27 protein-coding genes are annotated in these 24,394 nt (G+C 71.0%); 14 read left to right on the top strand and 13 right to left on the bottom strand.

Annotated elements, in window-relative coordinates; genetic code table 11:
• The first annotated feature begins 8 nt into the window (after positions 1 to 8).
• From ACIOEW_RS19190 to ACIOEW_RS19180, 3 genes are all read left to right on the top strand, one after another.
• Positions 9 to 1,265 carry an MFS transporter gene (locus tag ACIOEW_RS19190; RefSeq protein WP_401964802.1) on the top strand — a complete coding sequence of 419 codons (1,257 nt, stop codon included), beginning with the start codon at positions 9 to 11 and terminating at the stop codon, positions 1,263 to 1,265.
• Positions 1,266 to 1,496: 231 nt separating this feature from the next.
• Positions 1,497 to 3,569, top strand: coding sequence for a discoidin domain-containing protein (locus ACIOEW_RS19185; protein WP_401964800.1), 2,073 nt, complete (start codon positions 1,497 to 1,499; stop codon positions 3,567 to 3,569).
• Positions 3,570 to 3,695: 126 nt separating this feature from the next.
• The gene (locus tag ACIOEW_RS19180; protein WP_401964799.1) at positions 3,696 to 4,088 is read left to right on the top strand and encodes an SgcJ/EcaC family oxidoreductase; all 393 of its coding nucleotides are present in this window, start codon (positions 3,696 to 3,698) and stop codon (positions 4,086 to 4,088) included.
• Between the two features lie 116 nt (positions 4,089 to 4,204).
• Here the strand turns inward: ACIOEW_RS19180 and ACIOEW_RS19175 are convergent, their stop codons facing one another.
• Positions 4,205 to 6,538: an FdhF/YdeP family oxidoreductase gene (locus tag ACIOEW_RS19175; protein ID WP_401964798.1), complete on the bottom strand. Its 2,334-nt coding sequence runs from the start codon at positions 6,536 to 6,538 to the stop codon at positions 4,205 to 4,207.
• Positions 6,539 to 6,783: 245 nt separating this feature from the next.
• Here ACIOEW_RS19175 and ACIOEW_RS19170 point away from each other — a divergent pair, with 245 nt between their 5' ends.
• The 5 genes from ACIOEW_RS19170 to ACIOEW_RS19150 all read left to right on the top strand — a co-directional run bounded on the left by ACIOEW_RS19170 (position 6,784) and on the right by ACIOEW_RS19150 (position 11,348).
• Positions 6,784 to 7,428, top strand: a complete 645-nt coding sequence (locus ACIOEW_RS19170; RefSeq protein WP_401964797.1) for a DUF1345 domain-containing protein — start codon at positions 6,784 to 6,786, stop codon at positions 7,426 to 7,428.
• Positions 7,429 to 7,675: 247 nt separating this feature from the next.
• Positions 7,676 to 8,434 (top strand): IclR family transcriptional regulator C-terminal domain-containing protein, encoded by a 759-nt coding sequence (locus ACIOEW_RS19165; protein ID WP_362550538.1) that lies wholly within the window; start codon positions 7,676 to 7,678, stop codon positions 8,432 to 8,434.
• Positions 8,435 to 8,558: 124 nt separating this feature from the next.
• Positions 8,559 to 9,062: a hypothetical protein gene (locus tag ACIOEW_RS19160; RefSeq protein ID WP_362550535.1), complete on the top strand. Its 504-nt coding sequence runs from the start codon at positions 8,559 to 8,561 to the stop codon at positions 9,060 to 9,062.
• A complete protein-coding gene (locus tag ACIOEW_RS19155; RefSeq protein ID WP_362550532.1) occupies positions 9,059 to 9,415 on the top strand; it encodes a transcriptional regulator in 357 nt (118 codons plus the stop codon). The genes ACIOEW_RS19160 and ACIOEW_RS19155 overlap by 4 nt, the downstream gene beginning before the upstream one ends.
• Positions 9,416 to 9,548: 133 nt before the next feature.
• Positions 9,549 to 11,348 carry a protein kinase gene (locus ACIOEW_RS19150; RefSeq protein ID WP_401964795.1) on the top strand — a complete coding sequence of 600 codons (1,800 nt, stop codon included), beginning with the start codon at positions 9,549 to 9,551 and terminating at the stop codon, positions 11,346 to 11,348.
• A 78-nt stretch (positions 11,349 to 11,426) separates the two neighbouring features.
• Here the strand turns inward: ACIOEW_RS19150 and ACIOEW_RS19145 are convergent, their stop codons facing one another.
• Positions 11,427 to 11,840, bottom strand: coding sequence for an organic hydroperoxide resistance protein (locus ACIOEW_RS19145; RefSeq protein ID WP_362550526.1), 414 nt, complete (start codon positions 11,838 to 11,840; stop codon positions 11,427 to 11,429).
• A 120-nt stretch (positions 11,841 to 11,960) separates the two neighbouring features.
• On the opposite strand from ACIOEW_RS19145, the gene ACIOEW_RS19140 reads away from it, so the two are divergent.
• The gene (locus tag ACIOEW_RS19140) at positions 11,961 to 12,476 is read left to right on the top strand and encodes a MarR family transcriptional regulator (protein WP_362550523.1); all 516 of its coding nucleotides are present in this window, start codon (positions 11,961 to 11,963) and stop codon (positions 12,474 to 12,476) included.
• A gap of 28 nt (positions 12,477 to 12,504) precedes the next feature.
• On the opposite strand, the gene ACIOEW_RS19135 is transcribed toward ACIOEW_RS19140, so the two are convergent.
• On the bottom strand, positions 12,505 to 13,041 hold the full coding sequence (locus tag ACIOEW_RS19135; protein WP_401964974.1) for a hypothetical protein: 537 nt from the start codon (positions 13,039 to 13,041) through the stop codon (positions 12,505 to 12,507).
• Between the two features lie 449 nt (positions 13,042 to 13,490).
• Here ACIOEW_RS19135 and ACIOEW_RS19130 point away from each other — a divergent pair, with 449 nt between their 5' ends.
• The gene (locus ACIOEW_RS19130) at positions 13,491 to 13,892 is read left to right on the top strand and encodes a hypothetical protein (protein WP_401964793.1); all 402 of its coding nucleotides are present in this window, start codon (positions 13,491 to 13,493) and stop codon (positions 13,890 to 13,892) included.
• Between the two features lie 2 nt (positions 13,893 to 13,894).
• Entirely contained in the window at positions 13,895 to 14,563 is a 669-nt protein-coding gene (locus ACIOEW_RS19125; protein ID WP_362550518.1) for a DnaJ C-terminal domain-containing protein, read from the top strand.
• A gap of 36 nt (positions 14,564 to 14,599) precedes the next feature.
• On the opposite strand, the gene ACIOEW_RS19120 is transcribed toward ACIOEW_RS19125, so the two are convergent.
• The 6 genes from ACIOEW_RS19120 to ACIOEW_RS19095 form a co-directional block, all read right to left on the bottom strand.
• Positions 14,600 to 14,947, bottom strand: coding sequence for a DoxX family protein (locus ACIOEW_RS19120; protein WP_362550515.1), 348 nt, complete (start codon positions 14,945 to 14,947; stop codon positions 14,600 to 14,602).
• A 262-nt stretch (positions 14,948 to 15,209) separates the two neighbouring features.
• Positions 15,210 to 15,845, bottom strand: coding sequence for a class I SAM-dependent methyltransferase (locus tag ACIOEW_RS19115; protein ID WP_401964792.1), 636 nt, complete (start codon positions 15,843 to 15,845; stop codon positions 15,210 to 15,212).
• Between the two features lie 38 nt (positions 15,846 to 15,883).
• Positions 15,884 to 16,669 (bottom strand): SAM-dependent methyltransferase, encoded by a 786-nt coding sequence (locus tag ACIOEW_RS19110; protein ID WP_401964791.1) that lies wholly within the window; start codon positions 16,667 to 16,669, stop codon positions 15,884 to 15,886.
• A gap of 185 nt (positions 16,670 to 16,854) precedes the next feature.
• Positions 16,855 to 17,868 carry an NAD(P)/FAD-dependent oxidoreductase gene (locus ACIOEW_RS19105; protein ID WP_401964789.1) on the bottom strand — a complete coding sequence of 338 codons (1,014 nt, stop codon included), beginning with the start codon at positions 17,866 to 17,868 and terminating at the stop codon, positions 16,855 to 16,857.
• A complete protein-coding gene (locus ACIOEW_RS19100) occupies positions 17,865 to 18,392 on the bottom strand; it encodes an isoprenylcysteine carboxylmethyltransferase family protein (RefSeq protein WP_362550503.1) in 528 nt (175 codons plus the stop codon). Before ACIOEW_RS19100 ends, ACIOEW_RS19105 begins: the two co-directional genes overlap by 4 nt.
• Positions 18,393 to 18,404: 12 nt before the next feature.
• Positions 18,405 to 19,460, bottom strand: a complete 1,056-nt coding sequence (locus ACIOEW_RS19095) for a type III polyketide synthase (RefSeq protein WP_401964787.1) — start codon at positions 19,458 to 19,460, stop codon at positions 18,405 to 18,407.
• 118 nt (positions 19,461 to 19,578) lie between these two features.
• On the opposite strand from ACIOEW_RS19095, the gene ACIOEW_RS19090 reads away from it, so the two are divergent.
• Positions 19,579 to 20,448, top strand: a complete 870-nt coding sequence (locus ACIOEW_RS19090; protein ID WP_401964786.1) for a UbiA family prenyltransferase — start codon at positions 19,579 to 19,581, stop codon at positions 20,446 to 20,448.
• A 16-nt stretch (positions 20,449 to 20,464) separates the two neighbouring features.
• Here ACIOEW_RS19090 and ACIOEW_RS19085 read toward each other — a convergent pair whose 3' ends face one another.
• The 3 genes from ACIOEW_RS19085 to ACIOEW_RS19075 all read right to left on the bottom strand — a co-directional run bounded on the left by ACIOEW_RS19085 (position 20,465) and on the right by ACIOEW_RS19075 (position 22,115).
• Positions 20,465 to 20,983, bottom strand: a complete 519-nt coding sequence (locus tag ACIOEW_RS19085; RefSeq protein ID WP_401964785.1) for an HAD domain-containing protein — start codon at positions 20,981 to 20,983, stop codon at positions 20,465 to 20,467.
• Positions 20,984 to 21,005: 22 nt separating this feature from the next.
• Positions 21,006 to 21,740 carry an SDR family oxidoreductase gene (locus tag ACIOEW_RS19080; protein WP_362550493.1) on the bottom strand — a complete coding sequence of 245 codons (735 nt, stop codon included), beginning with the start codon at positions 21,738 to 21,740 and terminating at the stop codon, positions 21,006 to 21,008.
• 192 nt (positions 21,741 to 21,932) lie between these two features.
• Positions 21,933 to 22,115, bottom strand: coding sequence for a DUF6381 family protein (locus tag ACIOEW_RS19075; RefSeq protein ID WP_350993463.1), 183 nt, complete (start codon positions 22,113 to 22,115; stop codon positions 21,933 to 21,935).
• Between the two features lie 248 nt (positions 22,116 to 22,363).
• On the opposite strand from ACIOEW_RS19075, the gene ACIOEW_RS19070 reads away from it, so the two are divergent.
• Complete coding sequence (locus ACIOEW_RS19070) at positions 22,364 to 23,050, top strand: ribonuclease H (RefSeq protein ID WP_362550490.1); 687 nt, start codon at positions 22,364 to 22,366, stop codon at positions 23,048 to 23,050.
• Between the two features lie 155 nt (positions 23,051 to 23,205).
• Positions 23,206 to 23,940 (top strand): CDP-alcohol phosphatidyltransferase family protein, encoded by a 735-nt coding sequence (locus tag ACIOEW_RS19065; protein ID WP_401964784.1) that lies wholly within the window; start codon positions 23,206 to 23,208, stop codon positions 23,938 to 23,940.
• Here the strand turns inward: ACIOEW_RS19065 and ACIOEW_RS19060 are convergent.
• Complete coding sequence (locus tag ACIOEW_RS19060; RefSeq protein ID WP_219568850.1) at positions 23,909 to 24,355, bottom strand: adenylyltransferase/cytidyltransferase family protein; 447 nt, start codon at positions 24,353 to 24,355, stop codon at positions 23,909 to 23,911. The two genes, ACIOEW_RS19065 and ACIOEW_RS19060, sit on opposite strands and share 32 nt — an antisense overlap.
• Positions 24,356 to 24,394 lie beyond the last annotated feature (39 nt).

Here is a 24,394-nt window from a genome sequence, read left to right as displayed (position 1 = left end):
GAGCCGTCATGTCCCACGCCCCCGCAGCGGACGACGCCGCCGTCTACGCCGAGCCCACCTCCCCGGTCGGGGCCGTGTGGACGGTGGACCTCTCGCTGGCCACGCTGGCCGTCTTCATGGCGTTCATGACCCCCATTCAGATCCTGCTGCCACTTCAGCTGGAGCACATCGATCCGCACGGCAAGAACGATGCGCTCTCGCTCGTCACCGGCTTCGGCGCGCTTGTCGCGGTGCTCGCCAACCCGCTCGCCGGGGCATGGTCGGACCGCACCACAAGCCGGTTCGGCCGCCGTCGGCCCTGGATACTCGGCGGTGCCCTCGTCGGGGCAGGAGGGTTGTCGATCACCGCCACTCAGCACACAGTGGCCGGGGTCGCCGTCGGCTGGTGCCTCGCGCAGGCAGGTCTGAACGCGATGCTGGCCGGGGTCACCACCCCGATCGCCGACCGTGTGCCGCTCACCCAACGCGCTCAGGTATCCGGCTGGACCGGCCTCACGCAGTCTTTCGGCCTCGTCCTCGGCGCGCTGATCACCACACTGTTGATCACCGGCGTACGGTCCGGCTACGCCACCCTCGCCGTGCTCACCGTCGCACTCGCCCTCCCCTTCGTGCTGCGCCACTCCGAGCCGCCTCTGACCCGGGCGCTGCGCCCCGCCTTCGACGCCCGTGCCTTCACCCGCTCGCTCTGGGTGAGCCCCCGGCGGCACCCCGACTTCGGCTGGGCCTGGCTCACCCGCTTCCTGATCAACCTCGGCAACGCCCTCGGCACCCTCTATCTGTTCTACTTCCTCGCCGACGCCGTCCACTACGGCGACCCCGGGACCGGCGTACTGATCCTCACGGTGGTCTACACGCTCTGCGCCGCACTCACGGCCGTTCCCGCCGGTGTCCTGTCCGACCGCATGGGACGCCGCAAGGTCTTCGTCGTCCTCTGTTCGCTGGTCATGGCCGCAGCGGCAGTGCTGCTGTCCCTGCTTCATACCTGGCCGTCCACCATCGCTGCCGCTGCCGTCCTCGGCGCGGGCTACGGCATATACCTCGCCGTCGACCAGGCCCTGGTCACCCAGGTCCTGCCAGAGGCCACCGACCGTGCCAAGGACCTCGGCGTCATCAACATCGCCAACTCCGGCCCGCAGGTCCTCGCCCCCGCCCTCGCCTCGCCGATCATCACCCACCTCGGCGGTTACACCGGCCTCTACGCCACCGCGGCCCTGGTCATCCTCATCGGCGGTCTCCTCGTCAACCGCATCCGCGGCGTGGCCTGACGAACAGCCGGACGGCCGGGCCGTCCGTCCGGAACGGTGGCGGGCGGACCCGGCCGGCCGGCCGGTCTATTCGGCATGCGATCAGCCCTCAACTAGCCTCAACCGCACGGGAGTTCGGGGAAGTTGAGGAATCCTCAGGTTTCCTTGTCCGGACCGTTGACTCCGTCGACCGTGGTCGCGATTCTGAAAACCCGTCAGTAACTGCAGTGGGCATGCCAATCGAAGTGAGTGATGACCATGGCTCAACCTCCGCGTCGCAGATTCAGATCCCTCACGGTGGTGTCACTGCTCCTCGCCGTGATGTCCCTGGTGCTCGGCCCGATGCCGAGCTCCGCGGCAGAGCCCGACCGCGGCTGGTGGACCCCGACCGCGCGGCCCGCGCCCGATGCGCAGATCGACGTCACGGGCGAGCCCTTCAAAGGCACCGACGCCCAGGGCCGCGTGAGAGGTTTCGTCGACGCCCACGACCACATCATGGCCAACGAGGGCTTCGGTGGCCGGCTGATCTGCGGCAAGCCGTTCTCGGAGCAGGGCGTCGCTGATGCGCTCAAGGACTGCCCCGAGCACTACCCCGACGGCTCGCTCGCCATCTTCGACTTCGTCACCAAGGGCGGCGACGGCAGGCACGATCCCGACGGGTGGCCCACCTTCAAGGACTGGCCTGCCCATGACTCGCTGACTCACCAGCAGAACTACTACGCCGAGATCGAGCGGGCATGGCGCGGCGGCCAGCGGGTGCTGGTCAACGACCTCGTCACCAACGGCGTGATCTGCTCGGTCTACTTCTTCAAGGACCGTAGCTGTGACGAGATGACCGCCATCCGTCTCGAGGCGAAGAAGTCGTACGACATGCAGGCCTTCATCGACAAGATGTACGGCGGCACCGGCAAGGGCTGGTTCCGGATCGTCACCAGCAGCGCGCAGGCCCGCGAGGTCATCGAGCAGGGCAAGCTGGCTGTCGTCCTGGGGGTGGAGACGTCCGAGCCGTTCGGCTGCAAGCAGATCCTGGACATTGCGCAGTGCAGCAAGGAGGACATCGACCGCGGCCTGGACGAGCTGCACGAACTGGGCGTGAGCAGCATGTTCCTGTGCCACAAGTTCGACAACGCCCTGTGCGGGGTGCGGTACGACTCCGGAGCCCTAGGTACGGCGATCAACGTGGGCCAGTTCCTGTCGACCGGAACCTTCTGGAAGACGGAGACCTGCCGCGGTCCACAGCACGACAACCCCATCGGCAACGCGGTGGCGGCGGAGGCGGAGAAGCTGCTGCCGAGCGGGGTGGCCGTCCCCGCGTACGCCTCGGACGCGCAGTGCAACACCCGCGGGCTGACCGGCCTGGGGGAGTACGCGGTGCGTGGACTGATGAAGCGTCACATGATGCTGGAGCTCGACCACATGAGCGTCAAGGCCGCGGATCAGGCCTTCGACGTCCTCGAGTCCGAGTCGTACCCGGGCGTCATCTCCTCGCACAGCTGGATGGACCTGGGGTGGACCGAGCGGCTCTACAAGCTCGGTGGATTCGCCGCCCAGTACATGAGCGGCTCCGCGGCGTTCAGCGCGGAGGCCGGACGTACGGACGCGCTGCGCGAGAAGTACCAGGTCGGCTACGGCTACGGCACCGACATGAACGGCGTCGGCGGCTGGCCCGCCCCGCGGGGAGGGGACACCCCCAACCCGGTGAAGTACCCCTTCCGCAGCACGGACGGCGGCTCGGTGATCGACAAGCAGACCACCGGCGAGCGCACATGGGACTTCAATACCGACGGCGCGGCGCACTACGGCATGGTCCCGGACTGGATCGAGGACATCCGCATCGTCGGCGGCCAGGAGGTGGTGGACGATCTCTTCACGGGTGCCGAGTCCTACCTGCGCACCTGGGGGAACGCCGAGAAGCACAAGTCCGGGGTGAATCTGGCCTCGGGTGCGGCCGCCTCGGCGTCCACATCGGAGTGGTGGAACCCGGCCGTCAGCTTCGCTCCCGGCCAGGCCGTGGACGGAGACGAGGGCACCCGCTGGGCCAGCGAGTGGAACAACGACGAGTGGCTGAAGATCGACCTCGGATCCGCGAAGCCGGTCAAGCGCGTCACTCTCGACTGGGAGGCGGCCTACGCGAAGTCGTACCGCGTCGAGCTGTCGCAGGACGGCGAGAACTGGCAGACGGCATGGTCGACGACCGCTGGTGACGGCGGCCTGGACACAGCGTGGTTCACCCGGACTCAGGCCCGCTACGTACGAATCCACGGCCTGGAGCGCGGCACCAAGTGGGGCTACTCGCTCCAAGAGGTCGGCGTCTACAGCGACTGACGGCACCGGAGCGCAGGCCTGCCGGTGCCGGTGCCGGCAGGCCTGGGCACGTGCGGAAATTGATCGAGAGTACGCCACTGGGCAGGGCTTGACCTCAAGTCTGCTTGAGGTCCCAGAGTGATCCGCATGAACACAGAATCCGCAGACATCAAAGCCATCGAACAGGTCGTGACCACGGTCGAGCAGGCTCAGCGCGCCAAAGACGTCGAAGGCTTCCTCGCACTCTTCCACCCCGACGCCCTCTGGACGACCGGCCACGGCAAGGTCCTGATCGGCTTCGAGGCGATCGCCGAGTTCACCCGTGCCGTGCTGCCCGCAGCCCGCTGGGACGGTGAGATCACCTACGAGGCAGTGCACACGCAATTCCTGCGGCCCGACGTGGCGGCCGTCAAGGTCCGGCAGGTCCACCACTCGCCGGACGGCGAATCGGAAGGCTCTCCGCTCTACGTCATGACGAAGCAGGACGACGGTCGATGGCTGCTGCACGCAGGTCAGAACACCGAAGTGCGGGTCGATTAGAACCCGAACGATCATGTGGCCGGCTCATATGGCCGGAGGCGGTACGGCAACGGGCCGTACCTCCTCCGGCACGACAGCAACTGCTGCCGGGCGCCGGGCTTTCCGCCCGCTCCCGCTCAGACGGCGGGGCCGATGGTGACCTTGACGTGCTTCATGATCGGCTGGTCGCTCTGGGTGCTGTAGTCGCTCAGCGCGCACAACACGTTCATCTCCGGCATGTAGCCGGCTGCGCAGCCGCGGGGGATGTCGTACGGGATCGCGAGATAGCCGTTGAGGGACCGTCGGCTGCCGTCCTTCGCCGTGCTCGTGATGTCGACGGGGCCGAGGTCGGCGATGCCGCGTTCGCGCATGTCGGCCCGGTTCATGAAGACGAGCGTGCGCAGGTTCTTGATGCCGCGGTAGCGGTCGTTGTCGGAGTAGATCGTGGTGTTCCACTGGTCGTGGGACCGCATGGTCCCCAGGGCGAGGGTGCCTGCCGCGGGAACGACGTCGGGCAGGACGGCGGCGGAGAACTCGGCGCGCCCGGACGGGGTGAGGAAGACCAGTTCGCGGGCGGGCTGCTTGATGCGGAAGCCGAGGGGCAGGCGCACCCGGCGGTTGAAGTCCTCGAAGCCGTCCAGCGCACGGGCCATGGTGTCCCGGATGCGGTCGTAGTCCTCGATGTACCAGTGCCAGGGAGTGACGCTGTCGGGCAGGGCTGCGCGCGCCATGCCGGCGACGATGGCCGGTTCCGACAACAGGTGCGGCGAGGCAGGGCGCTTCATGCCGATCGACAGATGGACCATGCTCATCGAGTCCTCGACGGACGTGCTCTGGATCCCCTTGCGTTGATGGTCCTTCTCGGTGCGGCCGAGACACGGGAGGATCAGGGCCCGGCCGCCGTGGACGATGTGGCTGCGGTTCAGCTTGGTGCTCACCTGGACGGTGAGGTCGCAGGCGCGCAGCGCCTCGTAGGTGTACGGGGTGTCGGGCGCGGCAAGGGCGAAGTTGCCGCCCATGCCGATGAACACCTTCACATCGCCGCTGTGCATCGCCTGGATGGTGCGGACGGTGTCCAGACCGTGCTCACGGGGCGGCTCGATGCCGCACACCTCACCGAGGCGGTCCAGGAACGCTTCGGTGGGGCGGTGGTCGATGCCGCAGGTGCGGTTGCCCTGGACGTTGCTGTGTCCTCGTACGGGGGAGGGGCCCGCCCCTTCGCGTCCCAGATTGCCGTGCAGCAAGAGCAGGTTGACGATCTCCCGGACGGTGTCGACGCCGTGCTCGTGCTGGGTGAGGCCGAGACACCAGCTGACGATGGAGCGGTCGGCCTCGCGGTACACGCGCGCTGCCTTGAGGATGGCGGCGCGGCTCAGACCGGACTGGGTCTCGATCTCCTCCCACGGCGTGTCCTCGCACAGCGTGCGGTACTCCTCGAATCCGGCGGTGTGACGGTCGATGAACTCCTGGTCCAGCGCCTTGGGGTCGGTCGCGGACTGCTCCAGGATCACCTTGGCCATGCCGCGCAGCAGCGCCATGTCGCCGCCGATGCGGGGCTGCAGGTTCAGGGTGCTGGTCCGGGTCGGCTTGAACAGGGCCATGTCCACGAAGTCGTGCGGCACGATGGTGCGGGTGGCCGCCGCCTCGACCAGAGGGTTGACGTGCACGATCTGGGCGCCGCGGCGGTGGGCCTCGGCGAGGGCGGTGAGCATCCGCGGTGCGTTGGAGGCGGCATTGACCCCCAGGATGAACAGCGCGTCGGCGGACTCCCAGTCCTTGAGGTCGACCGTCCCCTTGCCCGTACCCAGGGATGCGGTGAGGGCGCGGCCGCTCGCCTCGTGACACATGTTGGAACAGTCCGGCAGGTTGTTCGTGCCCAGCTCGCGGGCCATCAACTGGTACAGGAACGTGGCCTCGTTGCCGAGCCGCCCCGAGGTGTAGAACGCGGCCTGACTCGGACTGTCCAGCTCGCGCAGAGTACGCCCGACCAGCTCGAACGCGTCCTTCCAGCTGATCGGGACGTAGTGGTCCGACCCGGGGTCGTAGACCATCGGCTCGGTCAGCCGGCCCTGGTTCTCCAGGTCGAAGTCGCTCCATCCGGCCAGCTCGGTCACCGAGTGGGCGGCGAAGAACTCGCGTCCGACGCGCTTACGGGTCATCTCCCAGGTGACGTGCTTGATGCCGTTCTCGCAGATGTCCAGGTGCAGCCCCTTGGTGTCGTCGGGCCACGCGCATCCGGGGCAGTCGAACCCGGTGTTCTCATGGTTCATCCGCATGATCGCCCGTGGACCGTCCACCAGTGCTCCCTCGCGGACCAGGAAGCGGCTCACGCTCTTGGCCGCGCCCCAGCCCGCCGCCGGGTGGTGGTAGGGCCGAAACTCGGGATTGCCCTCCGGAGCGGGGCCGACTTCGGGCTCCCGGGGTTCCTGGCCGTCACCGTTGGCGCTCAAGTTTCTCAACCCTTCAACCATGTGGGGTGGCTGACAGAACGACGCTTTCCGGCAGGCTATGCCTGGGGACACACCCCCGCCATCCGGCCGGAGAGACCTTGCCGCGCCGGACTCCGGTGCCGGGCGACGGTGGGGTTCCTTCCCTGTGGCGAAGGTCTCGGAATCGGGTTGTACTGCCACGGGACGGCGGCCTTCGCGGCCTCCGGGCGGGTCCGTGGCCGTACGGGACGTCCGAGACCTTCATCGAGCCGGCGAGGCGGTCGATCTTGAAGTTCCCCAGGCATCTGCTGCCGCTGTCAGCCGTTCCCCGACTCGCCGGTTCGGCGGTCGCCGGAGCGGTGATCGGCGTGGTCGTCGGCAGGCTGACCAACAGCCCGCTGGGTCTGCTCGCCGGCATCACCGCGGTGCAGACGCTCTTCGTCGGGGCGGGCTGGCTCGTCCTGTGGCCCATGGATCCCGCCACCACCCGTCGCAACGCCCGGCGAGAGGAGTTCCGCCCCGTCGCGGAGGAACTCGTCGTCGTCGCAGCAGCCCTGTGCGGGCTGGTCGGCATCGTGCTGCTGCTCCTGGTCGGCCGGTCGGACCTGAACCACGCCGCGGCCGCGACCGCGCTGTGCGGAGTGTTCATGGCCTGGGCCGCACTCCATCTGATGTACGCCACCCGCTACGCGTACTTCTACTACCGGGTGCCGAAGGGCGGGATCGACTTCAACTCCGAAGACCCGCCGCGTTACGTCGACTTTCTCTACTTCAGTTACAACCTCGGAATGACCTATCAGGTCTCCGACACCAACGTGTCGAGCACCGCGCTCCGCGCGATCGTCCTGAGGCACTGTCTGCTGTCGTACGTGTTCGGCGCCAGCATCCTCGCCACCACCATCAACCTCGTCGCCGGAATCGTCACGGGCTGACCCGAAGGGGTCGGGACGCAGGTGCCGCCACTCCCTGTCGCTCCTGGTGCTGCGGTGGGCCGGGGCGGGCCGCTTGCGCGGGTGGGTGTGCGGTGGTTCGCCGGGGTGTCCCGCGGTCCCGGGCGCGGTGGGCGAGGGGGGCGGTCCGAGGTCACGTCGACCCGACGGCCCGTGCGCCGAGGGCCTCGCCGGCGCCCCGCGGCGGGACGCCTTGCCGCTCCCGGGCCCCGGGGTGATGCTTGGGGACATGGCCGACCAAGCCGGACCTGAGCCTGTCACGGCCGTCAGGCGTGCGCTCCGCCTGTTGGAGACCGTCGGGGCGCGAGCGGGCGAGGCCACCGCACAGCAGCTGGCCCGGGAAGCGGGGCTTCCCCTGGTCACGGTCCATGAGCTGCTGCCCGGGCTGGCCCGGGATGGGTTCGTGACGGATCTGGGCGACGGGACGTACGCCCTTGCCGCCACGCGCACCGGGCCGGGTGGGCGACGCGACGGCCAGGAGTTGCCGGGGCGCGTGCGCCCCGTTCTCACCGCGCTGCGGAACGATCTTTCGGCCGCGGTCTATCTGACCTTGTACGTGGACGGCGAGATCCGGGTCATGGAGATCGTCGACAGCGCCAGGACTCCACGGGTCGACCTCTGGGCGGGCTTCGAGGACGCCGGGCATGCGACCGCCCTGGGCAAGAGCGTGCTGCGCGAACTGGATGAGGAGGCGCGGGCCGACTATCTGTCCCGGCACTCCCTCGCCGGACTCACACCCCGGACCATCACGCGCGAGGACGAACTGATCCAGCAGCTCGACGCCTCGTCGGCAGCGCCGTTGGTCATGGACCGGGAAGAGTACGCCCGCGGAACCACCTGCGTCGCGGTGCCCGTGTACAGCGGCGATCAGGTCGGGTCCCTCGGGATCTCCTTCCGGTCGGACCGGATGTACCGGACCTCTCAGGTCCGGGAAGGGCTGCTGTCCTCCGCTGTACGCGTGTCCACGCAGCTCTCGCTTCCTCGCTGAGGCCCCGGAGTGCCGACGGCATCCGGACCGGTGCGGTCCTGTCCGATCGGCATGTACTTTCCATGCAGGAAAGTACATGCGATGATGCAACCCAGGGTTTTCTGTCCGGAAGGTGTTGCAGTCGATGTCCATGCACGAAGGCGCTACGTCCGCTCCGCACGACCAGGAGATGTCGGCCCGGGCTGCGGTCCAGGCGCTGGCCTCCGTCGAGTCCGCCAAGGCGTTGCCCGGAAAGGTGGCCTGCCCCTGGTGGTACGGCCCGCTGGCGGCTCTCGCCGTGGCGGCGGGTGTCGTGGTGGTCGGCAACGGGCTCACCCACACGAGCCGTCCGGGCCCGGTGTGGGCGGGTGCCGTCGTCATCTGGGCCGTGTCCCTGCTGCTCATGCGCACCCGGACGCACGCCACCGGAGTACGGCTTCCGCTCTCCGCCCGCTTCCGGCGCGGCAACCTGGTCGAGGTCCTCGTGCAACTTGTCGCAGCCGGTGCGGCGTGGGCCGTCTGTGCCCTGCTCGGGGCCGGTGGAGGTGTCACCACGGCGGTCGTGGCCGTGGTCGTCGGACTAGGAACCTGGGGCCGGGTCGCCGCACGCGGCGGCCGGACCCGGCGCGGGATCCAGGCGGGCGTGTGACCGCCGCCGGCGACCCAGGACCGGGGCCCGCCCTCGACGAGGTCGTCCACCACCCCAGCCGGCTGGCGGTCGCGGCCTTCCTTTCCGCATGCGTCGAGGCCGATTTTGCGACTGTCCGCGACCGCTGCGGCCTGTCCGACTCGGCGCTGAGCAAGATCGCCACGGCCCTGGAGTCCCCCGGCTATGTCCACATCCGCAAGGGGCATGTCGGCAGGCGTCCCCGTACATGGCTCTCGCTCACGCCGGCCGGAAGGGACGCCCTGGTCCGACATGTCGCCGCGCTCCAGGCCATCGCCGACTCGGCCCGCGATGCGGGGGCGGCATCGGGGGAGCGGGCGGACGCCGAGGGCTGAACCGGTGGGATGCACCGTAGGAGGGTGTGGCGGTTCTTCCCGATTCCCCGTGCCGGTGGGCCATCGCCCGGAAGTACGGCGTGAGTTGTCGCCTGCCGGTCCGCCGCGCGGGCGGATGTGGCACAGTCGGGCCGTGGATGCACTGCGACCTCAGGATCCCGCGCGAATAGGCGCCTACCAGCTGCTTGCCCGTCTCGGGGCGGGCGGCATGGGGCAGGTGTACCTCGGCCGGTCTCCCGGTGGACGGCTGGTGGCCGTGAAGGTCATCCGCGACGAGATCAGTGATCATCCCGACGCGCTGGTCCGCTTCAGGCGGGAGGTCACGACGGTCGAGACCGTGCGCAGCGCGTACACGGCACAGTTGATCGAGGCCTCGCTCGACACGTCCCCCTACTGGCTGGCCACCGAGTACGTCTCGGGGCCCACCCTGCGCGGCGCCGTCGGTGCGAGCGGACCTTTCCCGCCGGACAGTGCGCTGCGCCTGTTCGCCGCGCTGGCCGAGGGCCTGGCCGCCGTCCATGTGTACGGAGTCACGCACCGGGACCTGAAACCGCAGAACGTCATTCTTTCGCCGCAGGGGCCGCAGCTCATCGACTTCGGGATCGCGCGGGGACTGGAGCAGACGATCCTCACACGGGAGGGGGTGGCGTCCGGGACGCCCGGCTTCACCGCCCCCGAGGTGCTGCTGCGCAACGAGGTGGGGCCAGCGGCGGACGTCTTCGCGCTGGGCGCGACCCTCGCCTACACGGCGACCGGCCGGCCCCCGTACGGTGCAGGCGACGCGGCGGCCGTGAACTTCCGGACCGTGTACGAGGACATCGACCTGGAGGGGGTGCGGCCGGAACTGGCCGTGCTGATCCGCGCGTGCGTCGCCAAGGATCCGGCGCAGCGGCCGGACCCGGCCGCCGTGATCGCCGGATGCGCGGTGGACTCCCCGCTGGCGTCGGATCCCCACTACCGCGCCGTGGCGCAGGCGGTCGGCCCCGCGCTCGAGCACGGAGCCATGACGTCCACGGCGTCCAATGCGCACCCGCAGCCGGGAACGGGGCCGGAGCCGGACACCTTGCGGGCCGCGGGAACGGGGGTCCGTACCCGGCCGGAGGAAGGCGGGCCGGCCACGCGGGAGGTCGGGGGACCTGCGGTGACCGAGTCCACGCGGTCGCCCGGAACCACCGCCCCGTCCGACCGCCCGGACCCGCAGCGCCGTCCCGGCCGCGCCCCGAGGGGCACGACGTGGCTCGCGGTGTGCGCGGTGGCGCTCGCCGCACCGCTGACGGTCTGGCTGCTCCCCGAATCGGGCAACGAGGGCGGTGGCACGGCGAGGCCCGAGGCCACCCTGTCCGGGCAGCCGGCCGCGTCCAGTCCGGCGGGCAGGAGTCCGGGCGGTGACAGTCCGGCAGCCGGGCCTCCGGACTACCTGGCGAACGACCGTGTCTCGCACGACCGCTGGACCCTGTCGCCGGATTCGTACCAGGCCGCCCTGGGGAGTGGATCCTGTGATCCGGACGATTTTCCCGAGGAATCGCCGCCGGACGGCCTGACGTCCTCCGTGACGCACACGACCGGCTCGGACACGGCCACGGTGTCGATGCGCCCCAAGGACGTCGGGGAGGGCAAACGGCCCAAGCCCTACTACGTCTCCGTCGGGGTACGGCCCCCGCATGAGACCGACCGTGCCACCGGCCGGCCGCTCACGGCGGTCAGCAAGGGCATCGGTTTCACCAGTAAGCCGGTCGACCTCTACGCGCGCTGGTCCTCCGGCGGCACCGTCAGGCTCAGGTATCCCGACGACTTCCGGGCCCACTTCGGTGACCGCGCCGTCGACGCGATCCCGGTGGGGGACGACCGGGGCGACTGGACCGTCGTGATCTATCACGTCGAGGATGGGCCCTCGGCGTACGCCTCCGTCGTCTGCAACGGCTTCCACGCCTGACGCACGCCCCACCCGGAGGCTTCCGCCGCGGGCTGGGCGGCGACGCGTGCCCGTCGCCGCCGTGAATCCGCTGCTCGACTACTCGATGACGAGCTCGACCGGGATGTTGCCGCGGGTCGCGTTCGAGTACGGGCAGACCTGGTGAGCCTGCTCGACCAGCTTGCGGCCGGTGGCCTCGTCGACGGACGCGGGAAGCTCCACGCGCAGCGTGACCGCGAGACCGAAGCCCTCGCCCTGCTTGCCTATGCCGACCTCACCCGTCACGGCGGCGTCGGTCACATCGACCTTCGCCTGACGGCCCACGAGGCCCAGGGCGCTCGCGAAGCACGCGGCATACCCGGCGGCGAACAGCTGCTCCGGGTTCGTGCCCTGACCGTTTCCGCCCATCTCCACCGGGACGGCCAGCTGCAGATCCAGCTTGCCGTCGGAGCTCACGGCGCGGCCGTCACGTCCGTGGGTGGCGGTGGCGACGGCGGTGTAGATCGATTCCATGAAAACCGTTCCCTCTCGAAGGTCATGTTCCGGCGGCGATGTCCGGCCGCTTCCCCTGAAGTGAAGCACACAACTCAGTTGTGCACAATCAAATGGCGGGTGCGGCGCTATGCTGAACCCATGACCGCCACGCCCAGCTCCACCCGCGAGGCCTCGTCCGAGGCCGACTACCTCCGCCTCGACCAGCAGATCTGCTTCTCCCTGAACGCTGCCTCGCGCGCCTTCGGCAGCGTCTACCGGGTGCTGCTCAAGGATCTGGGGCTGACCTACCCCCAGTACCTCGTGATGCTGGTGCTCTGGGAGCGCGGCGAGCTGCCGGTGAAGGTGCTGGGGCAGCACCTGCGGCTCGACTCCGGCACGCTGTCGCCGCTGCTGAAGCGACTGGAGGCGGCGGGCCTGGTGAGGCGCGAACGCAGCGCCCGCGACGAGCGCTCCGTGCACGTGCACCTCACGGACGAGGGCACGGACCTGCGCGAGCGGGCACTGCTCGTGCCTCGCCGGATCGCCGCCGCAACAGGCTTCGACCTCGACGAGATCAACGAGCTGCGGGACCGCCTCGACCGGCTCACGGCCGCACTGGACGCGGCGACACCGGAAGAGGAGACGGACGGCATCGGCGGCGGCACCCGGAAGTAGAGCCCCGCGCGGCGAATCGCCCGGCCGGTCAGGCGGCGTACGCGGTGATGGCCAGCGTGCCGGAAAGTACCTTCCAGAGCACCCAGGCACCCGCACGGCTCGCCGCACCGCACAGCACCCCCTCCGTGCACCGCGTCGGCCGGTCCTGCCAGGCACTCACGACCAGGTAGTGGAAGCCGAAGGTGCGCGTGAACGCGAACCGGATGTGCAGACCGTCGCCCAGATCGTGGCCGGGCAGGGTCGCGATCTGCAGGTCGGTGTCACCGACGGCCTCCACCCGGACCGGGTTTCCGCCCAGCAGATCGCACTCGTCCGCCGGCCGGATCCGGGCCGGACATCCACCGCTCACCGGGAACAGCCAGAAGTTGTCGGTGAGCTGCCGGCGTACGTCGTGGGCGCTGGTGAAAGGGTGCGCTCCCAGCGAGTAGTTGTACCGGTACAGCCACTTCACGCCGCCGTGGCACGACGCGGGCCCCTCGCCGCACCCTTCGGCGACGGCGACGGCGACGGCGCCGCCGCTGCCCGATGGCCGGAGAAGGGGAGCGGCGTACGAAGGCGGGGGCAGCGCGAAGAGCGCGAGTGAGACGGTGAGCAGAACGGCCGCCGCGCGACGAACCGCCGCATGGGTGAACGCCGCAACGGGCGGGGCCCCCGGCGCACATCCCTGGCCCGCCGTCCCCCGAGGGAATCCGTGAGAGGCGCGGCATCGAGCGTGACTCGCCTTCCGCATCAGCACCTCCCGAAGCGCGGTATGAGCCACCTGGACGGTATTGCCTCGTGCGAGGTTCGGCATCTCAGTGGCGGGCAGCACCGCACCGGAACACACCTGGCCGGGCCCGGCACGCTCGGCCCTGGGCAGGTGCAACTGCCGTACAGGAGAAGCGCGTCAGAACAGACATGCCCGTGCGCCGGCGTGTCACCGAAACGCGGACCGGGCGCGGGCCGTGGACCGAGGCGCATACGTCGGTTGGGGGAGCAGTGGCGAACAGTAAGAGGCGCGAAAGGTCTCTGGGGATGCTTGTCGTCGGATTCCTGATCCTTGTCTGGGGGCTCGGCATGTTGCTCGGCGCAGGTGTCAGGTGCGCCGGCGACGTAGGTGTTGTCGTCGGCGACACCTGTGTGACGGTCCCGGCAACCGAGGGAGACGCCGGGTCCTCCCACCACAGGTTCACCCGGGACGAGGTCGAGGACGTGGGCCGGGCCCCAGACATTGCGGGCCGGGTGGGTATGGTCGTCGGCTCGTTGTTCATGCTCGGCGCCTGCGGGCTCGCCGTGTGGGGCAGTCATTCGAGGGGGCCGGTGCGTGCCCAGGTGTTGCTGACCCCCGAGCAGGCCAAGGGGGCGGCACGACGTCCGTCGGCTACCGGGCCCGGTCCCGCTGCCCGCACTGCTCCGGCACCGGGGTACGCACCGTAGGCGTGGGACGGAGGTGCCCGCGGTGCTGGGGCAGCGGCCTGGGCCGTCGCGGCCCGCGGACCGTCACGATGCGCATCCCCGTCGGGGTGCGGCACGGGAGCACCTTGCGGCTCCGCGGCCGGGGCACGCCGGGGAAAGGTGCGGTGTCGGCGGGGGACCTGTTCCTCTCCGTACGGATCGCCGGGCCGCCGACGCGTCCTGGCACGAGGGCCGCACCGCCCCGGCAGCGGACGGACTCCACACCGCCGGGCTCCGGGACGGGGGCCGCCACGCCCGGAGGCCGTCAGGCGGCACCGGACGCGGCCAGCGGTCCCGTCACCGTCGGCGCCGGCGGCATCCGGATCACAGTGGACCGGGAGTCCGTCACCGTCCGCGAGGAACGACGCTCTCCCGGTGGCCGCATCGCGTGGGTGACCACGCACGAACTGCGCTGGCCGGACATCGCCCTGCTGGTGTTCGACAACGACCGGCACGATCCGGTCGTGGCGCTGTACGCGATCCTCTCGGATGCGGCGCGGGCCGGCCACCGACGGCAGCACCTGGCCGACGCGAGGAAGTTCAAGCTCGCGGAGTGGGAGGCTCTCGCCGCCGGGATCGACCGCCACAGCCACGGACGCATCGCGCTGCACATCGCTTCCCACCGCGACCCGGGAGGGCTGCGTGACTCCTGAACCGGCCGCCCTCCCCGCCGCCCGAGGCCGGGCGGTTCAGGCTGCGAGCCCCAGCACCATGGCCCCGACGACCGGCGCCGCGTACACCAGGGGGAAGGGGATGTGCGTGTACCAGCGGGCCCGGATCACCGTGACGACCGCACCGGCGAAGTACAGCACTAGGCCGGCCCCGGCCAGGAACCCGACGACCGGTACGAACAATCCGGCGACCAGGCCCACGGCCCCGGCGGCCTTCGCCGCACCGAGCCAGGTCCACCAGGAGCGGGGGACGCTGTAGTCGGTCAGGGCCTGGACGACCCACTGGGCGCGGAAGAGCAGGGCGCCGGCCGAGTACCCGGCCATGGCGGCAGCGACGAGAGTGACGACGACGTGGGCGACGGACATGGTGGAGGCTCCTCATGCGGCGGGTGCCGGTGTGTTCTCGCCGGCCTCGGTGGCCGGTCCGGCACTGCACTGAAACGCCCCGGTGGGGAAACGTGACACATCCGCGAGAAAATCTTTCCGAGCCCGCGCCTGCCGAGCCCGCGCCTGCCGAGCCCGCGCCTGCCGAGCCCGCGTCTGCCGAGCCCGCGTCTGCCGAGCCCGCGTCTGCCGAGCCCGCGTCTGCCGAGCCCGCGTCTGCCGAGCCCGCGTCTGCCGAGCCGCGTCAGCTGCGCCGCCGCGCCAGCACGAAGAGATGCGGTTCGGGCACCGCCGCAGGATGGTCCGGGACGAACAGGTCGGTCTCCTGCGCAAGGACCGTGAATCCGGCCCCTGTCACCAGCTCGGTGAACGCGTCCTCGCCGAAGCTGGTCACCTGCACCGGCTGGCCCATGAACGTGCCGCTCACCCCCTCCACGTCCAGCGGCACCGTCGCCACGGCCAGATGCCCGTCGGGCCGAAGCGCCCGAGCGGTCAGACGCAGTACGTCCGCCTGCTCGGCGCGCGAGAGCTGAAGGAGCGAGAAGTACACGCAGACCGCGTCGAAACTCCCGTCCGCCAAAGGCAGTTCACGGATATCCGCGCAGCGGAACTCGGCCGCGGGCACCTGCCGGGACGCGATGTCCACCATCACGGGGGAGACGTCGACGCCGAGCACCTCGTGGCCGGCGTCGGTCAGGGCCTGGGCGGTCGGCCGTCCCGTGCCGCTGCCGATGTCCAGCACCCGGCTGCCCGGATCGAGCTGCTCCAGCAGGAGCTCCAGAGACGCGCGGTGCGCGGCGGAGCCCGCGAACGCACGCTCGTATTCGGCACCGAGGGCGTCGAAAACTGATGCGGCGGTGGGGCGTTGTTCCGAATCCATCCTGGTATCTCTCCTTCTTCGACTGCTCCGCTGTTCCGCTACGGAACGCGGGCGACGGCCACGTACAGTCCGCTGTGCTCCCGCTCCGGTGCGGGCGTCCCGCGGAACCACTCGGGGGCCGTCACCAGGCCGGGCTCGGCGATGTCCAGCCCGTCGAGGAACCGGGCGAACTCGTCCCGGGTGCGCAGTGCGAGCCGGATGCCGCCCTTGTCGTACTCGTCGGCGCCCTGCTGCCCCCGCTCCGGGTTGACGTCGGACGCGCCCTGGGACAGCACCACATGGCTTCCCTGGGCCAGTGCGCTCGTCAGCGTGCGGACGATGCCGACCGGGTCGACGTCGTCGGGCAGGAAGTGCAGCAGGCCGAGCATCGAGAGGGCGACGGGGCGCCGGAAATCCAGCACCTTGTGCGCCGCCTCGATGATGGTGTCCGGTTCGCGTACGTCCGCCGGTACGTAGTCGGTGGCGCCCTCGGGCCGGCTGATCAGCAGCGCCTCGGCGTGACGCAGGACGATCGGGTCGTTGTCGCAGTAGACCACCCGTGAGACGGGGTTGATCTCCTGGGCGATCTGATGCAGGTTCGGCGCCGTCGGAATGCCCGTGCCGATGTCGAGGAACTGGTCGATGCCCTCTCCGGCCAGCCAGGCCGTGGCACGGTGCATGAACGCACGGTTCTGCCGGGCGCCGATCTTCGCCTCGATGGGCAGCTGCTGCGCCACGGCCTGGTCGACGGGGTAGTTGTCCTTGCCACCGAGGAGTGCGTCGTAGACGCGCGCCGACTGCGGCCTGCTGGTGTCTATCGGGGTCTGGGACGTCTCTGCCGTCATGGCGAACTCCGTTACAGATGAGGTGAAACCGTTCCTACGGTGAAGTCTGCCACAGCAACTTCACGATGATCATGTGCTGTTGGGGGGTACGAGGCCACCAGTCGGGCCGCTGACCTGCGCCTGCCCGGATTCCGTACGGCCCCGCCCCTTCCCCGCCCCCGCCTTTCGGTGCGCGGCCGGGACTCCTACTGCAGGGCTCGGACCGCCGCACGGAACAGGGCCGGAGCCCGGTGCGCCGCGGGAACGATCATCCGCGCCGTGGCGGGACGCCGGGCGAGCGCCAACAGTCCTGCGGTGAGCAGTCGATGACGGCGGGTCAGATGATCCCATCTGGCCGGATAGTCCTGCGGGCGGCCGGATGCCAGCGCGTCCACTGCCGCACGGGCCGTCGCCACGGCCAGTGCGACCCCCTCGCCGGTCAGCGCATCCACATAGCCCGCCGCGTCGCCGACCAGCAGGACCCGTCCGGCCTGTCGCGCCCGCGCCTGCTGGCGCAAGGGGCCGGCTCCCCGCACGGGGCCCGTGTCCCGGCCGAGGAGCATGGCGGCCAGGCGGGGGAAAGCCGCCAGATGCCTCTCGTACGCAAGCCGCTCCCCGCTCAGCACGGCCACGCCCACCAGGCCGTCCCCGAGCGGGGTCACGTACGCCTCGCCGTGCCGGGACCAGTGGACCTCCACGAACTCCGTCCACGGGGTGACGCGGTAGTGCCGGCGCAGCCCGTACCGGCGCACCGCCGCGCCGGGGCCGTCCAAGCCGAGCCCGCGGCGCACGGGCGAGTGCAGCCCGTCGGCCGCGATCAGCCAGCGGGCGGTCAGCCCGCAGGCGGCCACCCGGTCGTGGCCCTGCCGCACGTCCGCGATCCTGTCCGGCACGATCCGCACGCCGAGTTCCACCGCCCGCGTGTGCAACGCGGTGTGCAGTGCGGTCCGCCGGACACCGAGCCCGGTCCGGCCACGGAACTCGGCCTCCGCGCTGCGCGCGCCCTCCAGGTAGCGGATCCCGCGCAACGGGTGGCCGGAGACCTCTACGCCCAGGGCCCGTAGCGCCGCGACCCCGCTGGGCATGATGCCCTCGCCGCACGCCTTGTCGACGGGGGCGGTGCGGGGTTCGACGACGACGCACTCCATGCCGAGCGAGGCCGCCCGGATCGCCGCCGCCAGGCCGGCCGGGCCGCCGCCCGCGACCAGGACATCGATCACGCCGGCACGCCCCCGGCCGGCGAGGAGGCGAGCGCCGCCTCCTCGCACCGGACACGTACGGCCATGAGCGCCGCGTTGAGCACCGTGAAGAGCACCGCGGTCACCCACGCGCCGTGGACGAGCGGGAGCGCGATCCCCTCGGCGGCGACGGCGACGTAGTTCGGGTGGCGCAGCAGGCGGTACGGTCCGCCGGTCACCAGCGGCAGCCCCGGGACCACGATGACGCGGGTGTTCCACCGGGGTCCGAGCGTACGGATGCACCACCAGCGAAGGGCCTGTGCGGCCACCACCACGGCTGCCATCGTCCAGCCGAGCAGGGGCACGAACGGCCGGTCCGCCAGTCCGGCCTCGGCCAGGCACCCCGCCAGCAGTGCGGTGTGCAGGGCGACCATCGCCGGATAGTGACCGCGACCCGACTCGGTCCCGCCCCTGGCCAGCGCCCAGCGCGTGTTGCGCAGGGCGACGGCGAGTTCGGCGAGGCGTTCGCCCGCCACGGCCAGCACCAGTGCGCTGTACCAGATCATGTGTCCTCCGACCTACCAGCGCAGCAGCACCAGTTCGCAGCAGAATCCGGGGCCCATGGCCATCAGCAGGCCGGGCGAACCCCGTTCGGGCCGCCGCTGTTCCAGCGTGTCCCGCAGGACGTGGAGCACCGAGGACGAGGACAGGTTCCCCACCTCGGCCAGTGAGTCCCAGGTGACGTCGAGCGCGCCGTCGGGGAGCGAGAGGACATCGGTGACGGCCTCCAGAACCTTGGGACCGCCCGGGTGGCACACCCAGTGGGCGACGTCCTTCGGCTTGAGCCCGTGCTCCGCCAGGAAGTCCCGTACGTCGTCCGCCAGATAGCGGCGCACGACATCCGGCACGCCCGGATCGAGCACCACCTTGAAGCCGGAATCACGGATGTCCCAGCCCATCACGTGCTCGGTGTCCGGATACAGCCGGCTGCGGGTGGCCACCACCTCGGGCCCGGCAGCGGACCCCCGGCCCTCGCCGACCGCCACCACGGCGGCCGCACCGTCACCGAACAGTGCGGTCGCCACCAGGTTGGCGGGCGACGCGTCGCCGCGCTGGAAGGTGAGGGAACACAGCTCGACCGAGAGCAGCACCGCAACGTCGTCGGGCCGGCCGAGCAGATAGTCGTGGAGCCGCGCGATGCCGGCGGCCCCGGCGACGCAGCCGAGCCCGAAGACCGGCAGCCGCTTCACATCCGGCCGCAGGCCGAGGCGCCCCACCAGCCGGGCGTCCACGGAGGGAGCCGCCACCCCGGTGACGGAGGTGAACATCAGCAGGTCCACATCGGCGGGCCGCAGCCCCGCCGTCCGCAGCGCCCCGCGCAACGCCTCGGCACCCAGGTCAACCGCCGCCCTGATGAACACGTCGTTGGCGTCGCCGAAACCGTCCAGCTCCGCGTAGCGATCCAGCGGCAGCACCATGTTCCGGGTGCGCACCCGGGCGTTCTCGTGCAGGCGGTCCAGGACCCGACGGTCGGCCCCCGGCGGCAGACAGGTGCGGGCCACCATGTCCGTGACCTCGCGCTGGGTGTGACGGTACGGGGCCAGGGTGCCGTGCACGGCTGCGATCCGGGTCATCCCGGGCCCTGCTTCTCAGGCGTCATGGCCCAACCTTGCCCCACATGAGGAACAAAACACTGCAAACAACCCGTGCGGCTGTCAGGTTCGCGGTGTCCGGAGTACCTACGATCACGGCATGGGCACTCCGGACCCGTCCCGCGCCTACGCCGCGACCGCATGGCCGCTCCGCCGCGCAGCAGCGTTGACCCGCTCCTGCCACCCGGGGCCGGTGGTCGCGGTGACCGCGACCGCGGGCGCCCTGGGCGCGGGCGTCGGCCTCGACGGGATCCGCTGCGCCCTCCTCGTCGCCGCCGTGCTGAGCGGCCAGCTCTCCGTGGGCTGGTGCAACGACGCCTTCGACGCCCGGCGGGACGCCGCCTCCGGACGCAGAGGCAAACCGGTGGCCGAGGGGGCGGTGAGCAGGGGAGCGGTCTGGGCGGCGGCGTTCACCGCCGCCCTGCTGTGCGTTCCGCTCTCCCTGGCCTGTGGCCCGCTCGCCGGCGTGCTGCATCTGACGGCCGTGGCGGCTGCCTGGGCGTACAACCTGAAGCTGAAGGCCACGGCCTTGTCCTGGCTCCCGTACGTCATCGGGTTCGGCACCCTGCCCGCCGTGGCCGCACTGACCCTGCCCTCCCGCCCCGGGCCGACGTGGTGGGCGGTGACCGCCGGTGCGTTGCTGGGGCTGGCGGCTCACCTCGGTGATGTCCTGCCCGACATCGAGGACGATCTGAGCAACGGTGTGACCGGCCTTCCGCACCGGCTGGGCGCCACCGCCACCGGACTGCTGCTGCCGGTCCCCCTCGTGGCGGCCTCCGTGGTCCTGGCCCTCGGCCCGGCGGGCCCGGCCGGCCCGTGGGGAGTGGTGACGCTCGCCGTCGCGGCTCCCGTGGCGCTCGCGGGGCTCCTGCTCGCCCGGACCTGGCGCAAGGCGCCGCTCGCCGCGGCGGCCGTCGTCGCGGGGGCGGACGTGGCACTTCTGCTGGTGCGCGGCACCGCCCCGGTGTGACCCGGGCGTGCGGCCCTCACACCGTCCGCAGCCAGATGTCGAGCAGCCGCAGGTCGGCGTCGGTCAGGCCGAGTCCGGGATCGACGCGGTGGAGCAGGGCCCGCCCGCCGTGGTGGGCCGCCACCCAGTGCCGGTCCCGCTCGGTGATCTCGTCGTCCACCCATGCGAAGGCGCGCCCCGCGGCCCAGTCGACGAGAGTGCGCGTCTTCCAGTGGAGTCCCGCCCGGGCATCCCGCTCATCCTCCTCCGAAGGGGCAGGCCAGGTGACCACACGGAGTTCCGGAAGCCCGAGTCGCGGTGCGACGACCGCGTTCGCCTCGTCCGCCCACGTCGTCGCCCAGACCAGCTCGCACGCGAGCGCGGTGAGCCGGGGCCCGAGAGCCGGGTCGATCCTGTCGAGCAGCGGATTCGCCCCGGCTGCCGGTGGGTGCCGCCCTCCCGGGTACACGGGGTGCCCGCCGGTGCGCGGACCGAACGGGATGAGGGGGCCGTCGACATCGAGGAAGAGCAGCGGAAGCCCGCCGGGACCGGTCACCGCTGCACGGTACAACCGGACGTCAGCGGCCGCCCGCCACCCTCAGGATCGCGCCGGTGGCGTACGAGGCGTCGTCCGAGAGCAGCCACGCGACGGCGCCGGCGATCTCCTCGGGCGCTCCCGGCCGGCCCAGGGGGATCCCGGCGGCAGCCTTGTCGGGGCGTTCCGGGTCCGCGTGGAAACCGGTCCGGATGATCCCCGGGGCCACCGCGTTGACGCGGATCCCTGCGGCGGCGACCTCCTTGGAGAGTCCGACGGTCATCGTGTCCACGGCTGCCTTGGCCGCGGCGTAGTGGACGTACTCGCCGGGGCTGCCGAGCGTGGCTGCCGCCGACGACATGTTGACGATGGCCCCGCCGCCCGACCGGCTCATGTCGCGCACGGCGCGCCTCGCGCAGAGCAGGTAGCCGACGACGTTGACGTCGAGGGCGCGCCGGAGCCCGGCCGCGTCGGCGTCGGCGAGCGGTCCCGTCGGGCCGCCGACCCCGGCGTTGTTGACCAGACCGGTGACCGGGCCGAGCTCTGCCGCGGCGGTGTCGAAGAGCAGGTCGACGGCGGCCTCGTCGGTCGTGTCCACCCGAACCGCGACACAGCGCCTGCCGGCCTTCCGTACGACCGCGGCGACACTCTCCGCCGCTGACGCGTCGGAGCGGTAGCCCAGGGCTATGTCATGGCCGTCGGACGCCAGACGTACGCAGACCGCGGCTCCGATGCCGCGGCTGCCGCCGGTGACCACGGTGACCGGGTGGTGGCTCATGCATGGTCCTCGCTCCTGTGTGACGACGACGCGGCGTCCTCGTGAGGATCCATCGTAGGGAGCGGTGATCAACCTCCCCTGGGCGGGCCTTCGGTGTCCTGGGCGGGCGCATGCGCGGCGCACGTACGCCGATGGGCTGCCACCCCCTCATGGAAGGGTGGCAGCCCATCGTTCGCGTGTGCGCCGCGGTGACTAGGCGGGGCGGTCGCTGCCGGCCCGGACGTCCTGCTGCTCGCTCTGCTCGTGCAGCTTCCGGGCCTTCTCCTGGAGCCGGCGCCGCTGCTCCGGATCGCTCGTGCGCTCCGCGGCCTCGGTCATGTGCCTGGCCTTCTCGCGCATCTGCTGGGCTCGGCCGGTTTCTCCTGCAACGCTCATCGTCGCTCCTTGAACGGTAGGGAAGAGCGGGCCCCTTCAGAGAAGCAGCGCTGCGTGAGCAGCGCACCCCGAAGCGTCACGTACGGTGAGAGTGGCAGGTGGGGCGGGTGCGGCGCCCAGGGCCTCAGGTTTGGATCATGCCGGGCTCGCGGGGTCGGGTGCGCGCGAAGGCCCTGGCAAGGCGTGGTGCGGACACCGTGCTTCGGGACCGGCGTGAGCCGGGCCGGCCGGCTGGCATGATCAGGGGTATGAACGAGCGCATGATCGCCGCGTGTGACGGGGCGTCGAAGGGTAATCCGGGGCCCGCGGCCTGGGCCTATGTGGTGGCCGACGCGGAAGGCAGGCCGCTGCGGTGGGAGGCGGGGCCGCTGGGCACGGCCACCAACAACGTCGCCGAGCTCACCGCCCTCCAGGAACTGCTGGAGTCACTCGACCCGGCCGTGGCGCTCGAAGTCCGGATGGACTCGCAGTACGCGATGAACGCGGTGACCAAGTGGCTGCCGGGCTGGAAGCGCAACGGCTGGAAGACCTCGGCCGGCAAACCCGTCGCCAACCGCGACCTGGTGGCCCGCATCGACTCCCTGCTGACCGGCCGGGCCGTCGAGTTCGTCTACGTGCCGGCCCATCAGGTGGACGGCGACCCGCTGAACGCCCTGGCCGACCAGGCTGCCAGCGAAGTGGCCGTCGCGCAGCGCGCGGCAGGCACCTCGCAGGGCTCCGCGGACCTGCCGGTTCCTGCGCCCTCCCGTGCCACCGAGGGACGGAAGGCGGGCGGCGCGACGAAGAAGACAGGGAGCGCGGCCCGGGCCGGAGCGACCATCCGCGCCAAGTTCTCCGGCCGGTGCCACTGCGGAAAGGCGTACGCGGCCAAGGACATGATCGCCAAGAACGATCATGGCTGGGGCCACCCGGAGTGCCGGACCGCCACCGCCTGACCCGGGGCACCCGCACGACGCCCCTCCTGGCCGGTCCGCGCCGGTTCGTGGTGATCCCGCCCCCGCGCGGGGATGCGCGTGCCATGATGCGGCTCCGGCGGCGAGGTCCGAGATGCCGCCGGAGCTGTGGGGAACGGCGACACGCTGGGGGGCGTATGAAAAGCACGGGTACGGTGCTGCGTGAGCTGCGCGGGGCGCAGAAGTCGGCCAAGGGAGTGTCGCTGTACTCGCGGTACGTGAACCGGCCGGCCGGGCGGATCTTCGCGGCCGCCGCGTTCCGCCTGGGTATGACACCCAATCAGGTCACCCTGGTGAGTGCGGCGTTCACCTTCGCCGCCCTTGCCGCGGTGGCCCTGGTCCGCCCCTCCTGGGGGCTGGCCGTCCTGGTCTACCTGGGGCTGGCCGTGGGCTTCGCGCTCGATTCGGCCGACGGGCAGCTCGCCCGGCTCACCGGCCGCGGCGGGCCGGACGGAGAATGGCTGGACCACGTCGTCGACTGCGCCAAGATGATCCTGGTCCACACCGTCGTACTGATCTCGTTCCACCGCTACTTCGGTCTGCCGGCGGACGGCTGGCTGCTTCTGCCGCTCGGCTTCCTGTTCGTCGCGGTGCTCACGTTCTGCGCGGGGCTGCTGCGTGAGCAGCTGGGCAAGGCGGCCGCCGGTCCCGCTCCGGCGGGCGGGGCGGCAGTGCCCGCACCGGTCTCCCGGCTGCGGGCCGTGGCGCTGCTGCCGGCCGACTACGGGGTGTTCTGCCTGGTGTTCCTGCTGCTCGGCGACGAGACGGCGTTCCGGACCGGATACGCCGTGCTCGCCGCCGTCCACGCGCTGTTCCTGGTGGCGTTCCTCGGCAAGTGGTTCAGGGAGCTGAGAGCGCTCCGGGCAGACTGACCAGCGTGTCCAGCGCCCGGCGCAGCTGGGTGCTGGACGTGTGCACGGTGTACGGGAAGTAGACGACCTCCACGCCGACTTCGGCGAAGTCGCGTTCGAGGCGCTTTCCCTTCTCCGTGTCGCGCCAGTCGTCCCCCTTGAAGATGACGTCGAACCTGACCTGTTGCCAGGTCTCGACCTTGTCCGGCACGGTCTCGACGAATGCCGCGTCCACGTACCGCACGCTCCGGACGATCTCCAGCCGCTCCGGCAGCGGAATGACCGGCTTGTGGCCCTTGGCCAGTGCGGCCATCTCGTCCGACACGACCCCCGCGACCAGGTAGTCGCACTGACTGCGGGCATGTCGCAGGATGTTGAGGTGGCCTATGTGGAACAGGTCGTAGACCCCCGGCGCGTAGCCGACCCTGTGCACCATCCGTTCTCTCCCCCCACGGTGTGAACGTGATGTCCGTGT

The organism is Streptomyces sp. NPDC087901 (assembly GCF_044742205.1).
In the GTDB taxonomy this organism is placed as follows: domain Bacteria; phylum Actinomycetota; class Actinomycetes; order Streptomycetales; family Streptomycetaceae; genus Streptomyces.
Note: the sequence above shows the minus strand (reverse complement) of the source record. Positions and strands in the feature narration are given on the sequence as shown.

What these genes read in the sequence shown, in the direction of transcription:
- ACIOEW_RS19190 (WP_401964802.1), top strand. Translation starts at nt 9, where the DNA reads ATGTCCCACGCCCCCGCAGCGGACGACGCCGCCGTCTACGCCGAGCCC.
- ACIOEW_RS19185 (WP_401964800.1), top strand. Translation starts at nt 1,497, where the DNA reads ATGACCATGGCTCAACCTCCGCGTCGCAGATTCAGATCCCTCACGGTG.
- ACIOEW_RS19180 (WP_401964799.1), top strand. Translation starts at nt 3,696, where the DNA reads ATGAACACAGAATCCGCAGACATCAAAGCCATCGAACAGGTCGTGACC.
- ACIOEW_RS19175 (WP_401964798.1), bottom strand. Translation starts at nt 6,538, where the DNA reads ATGGTTGAAGGGTTGAGAAACTTGAGCGCCAACGGTGACGGCCAGGAA.
- ACIOEW_RS19165 (WP_362550538.1), top strand. Translation starts at nt 7,676, where the DNA reads ATGGCCGACCAAGCCGGACCTGAGCCTGTCACGGCCGTCAGGCGTGCG.
- ACIOEW_RS19160 (WP_362550535.1), top strand. Translation starts at nt 8,559, where the DNA reads ATGTCCATGCACGAAGGCGCTACGTCCGCTCCGCACGACCAGGAGATG.
- ACIOEW_RS19145 (WP_362550526.1), bottom strand. Translation starts at nt 11,840, where the DNA reads ATGGAATCGATCTACACCGCCGTCGCCACCGCCACCCACGGACGTGAC.
- ACIOEW_RS19140 (WP_362550523.1), top strand. Translation starts at nt 11,961, where the DNA reads ATGACCGCCACGCCCAGCTCCACCCGCGAGGCCTCGTCCGAGGCCGAC.
- ACIOEW_RS19130 (WP_401964793.1), top strand. Translation starts at nt 13,491, where the DNA reads ATGCTTGTCGTCGGATTCCTGATCCTTGTCTGGGGGCTCGGCATGTTG.
- ACIOEW_RS19120 (WP_362550515.1), bottom strand. Translation starts at nt 14,947, where the DNA reads ATGTCCGTCGCCCACGTCGTCGTCACTCTCGTCGCTGCCGCCATGGCC.
- ACIOEW_RS19115 (WP_401964792.1), bottom strand. Translation starts at nt 15,845, where the DNA reads ATGGATTCGGAACAACGCCCCACCGCCGCATCAGTTTTCGACGCCCTC.
- ACIOEW_RS19110 (WP_401964791.1), bottom strand. Translation starts at nt 16,669, where the DNA reads ATGACGGCAGAGACGTCCCAGACCCCGATAGACACCAGCAGGCCGCAG.
- ACIOEW_RS19100 (WP_362550503.1), bottom strand. Translation starts at nt 18,392, where the DNA reads ATGATCTGGTACAGCGCACTGGTGCTGGCCGTGGCGGGCGAACGCCTC.
- ACIOEW_RS19095 (WP_401964787.1), bottom strand. Translation starts at nt 19,460, where the DNA reads ATGACCCGGATCGCAGCCGTGCACGGCACCCTGGCCCCGTACCGTCAC.
- ACIOEW_RS19090 (WP_401964786.1), top strand. Translation starts at nt 19,579, where the DNA reads ATGGGCACTCCGGACCCGTCCCGCGCCTACGCCGCGACCGCATGGCCG.
- ACIOEW_RS19080 (WP_362550493.1), bottom strand. Translation starts at nt 21,740, where the DNA reads ATGAGCCACCACCCGGTCACCGTGGTCACCGGCGGCAGCCGCGGCATC.
- ACIOEW_RS19075 (WP_350993463.1), bottom strand. Translation starts at nt 22,115, where the DNA reads ATGAGCGTTGCAGGAGAAACCGGCCGAGCCCAGCAGATGCGCGAGAAG.
- ACIOEW_RS19070 (WP_362550490.1), top strand. Translation starts at nt 22,364, where the DNA reads ATGAACGAGCGCATGATCGCCGCGTGTGACGGGGCGTCGAAGGGTAAT.
- ACIOEW_RS19065 (WP_401964784.1), top strand. Translation starts at nt 23,206, where the DNA reads ATGAAAAGCACGGGTACGGTGCTGCGTGAGCTGCGCGGGGCGCAGAAG.
- ACIOEW_RS19060 (WP_219568850.1), bottom strand. Translation starts at nt 24,355, where the DNA reads ATGGTGCACAGGGTCGGCTACGCGCCGGGGGTCTACGACCTGTTCCAC.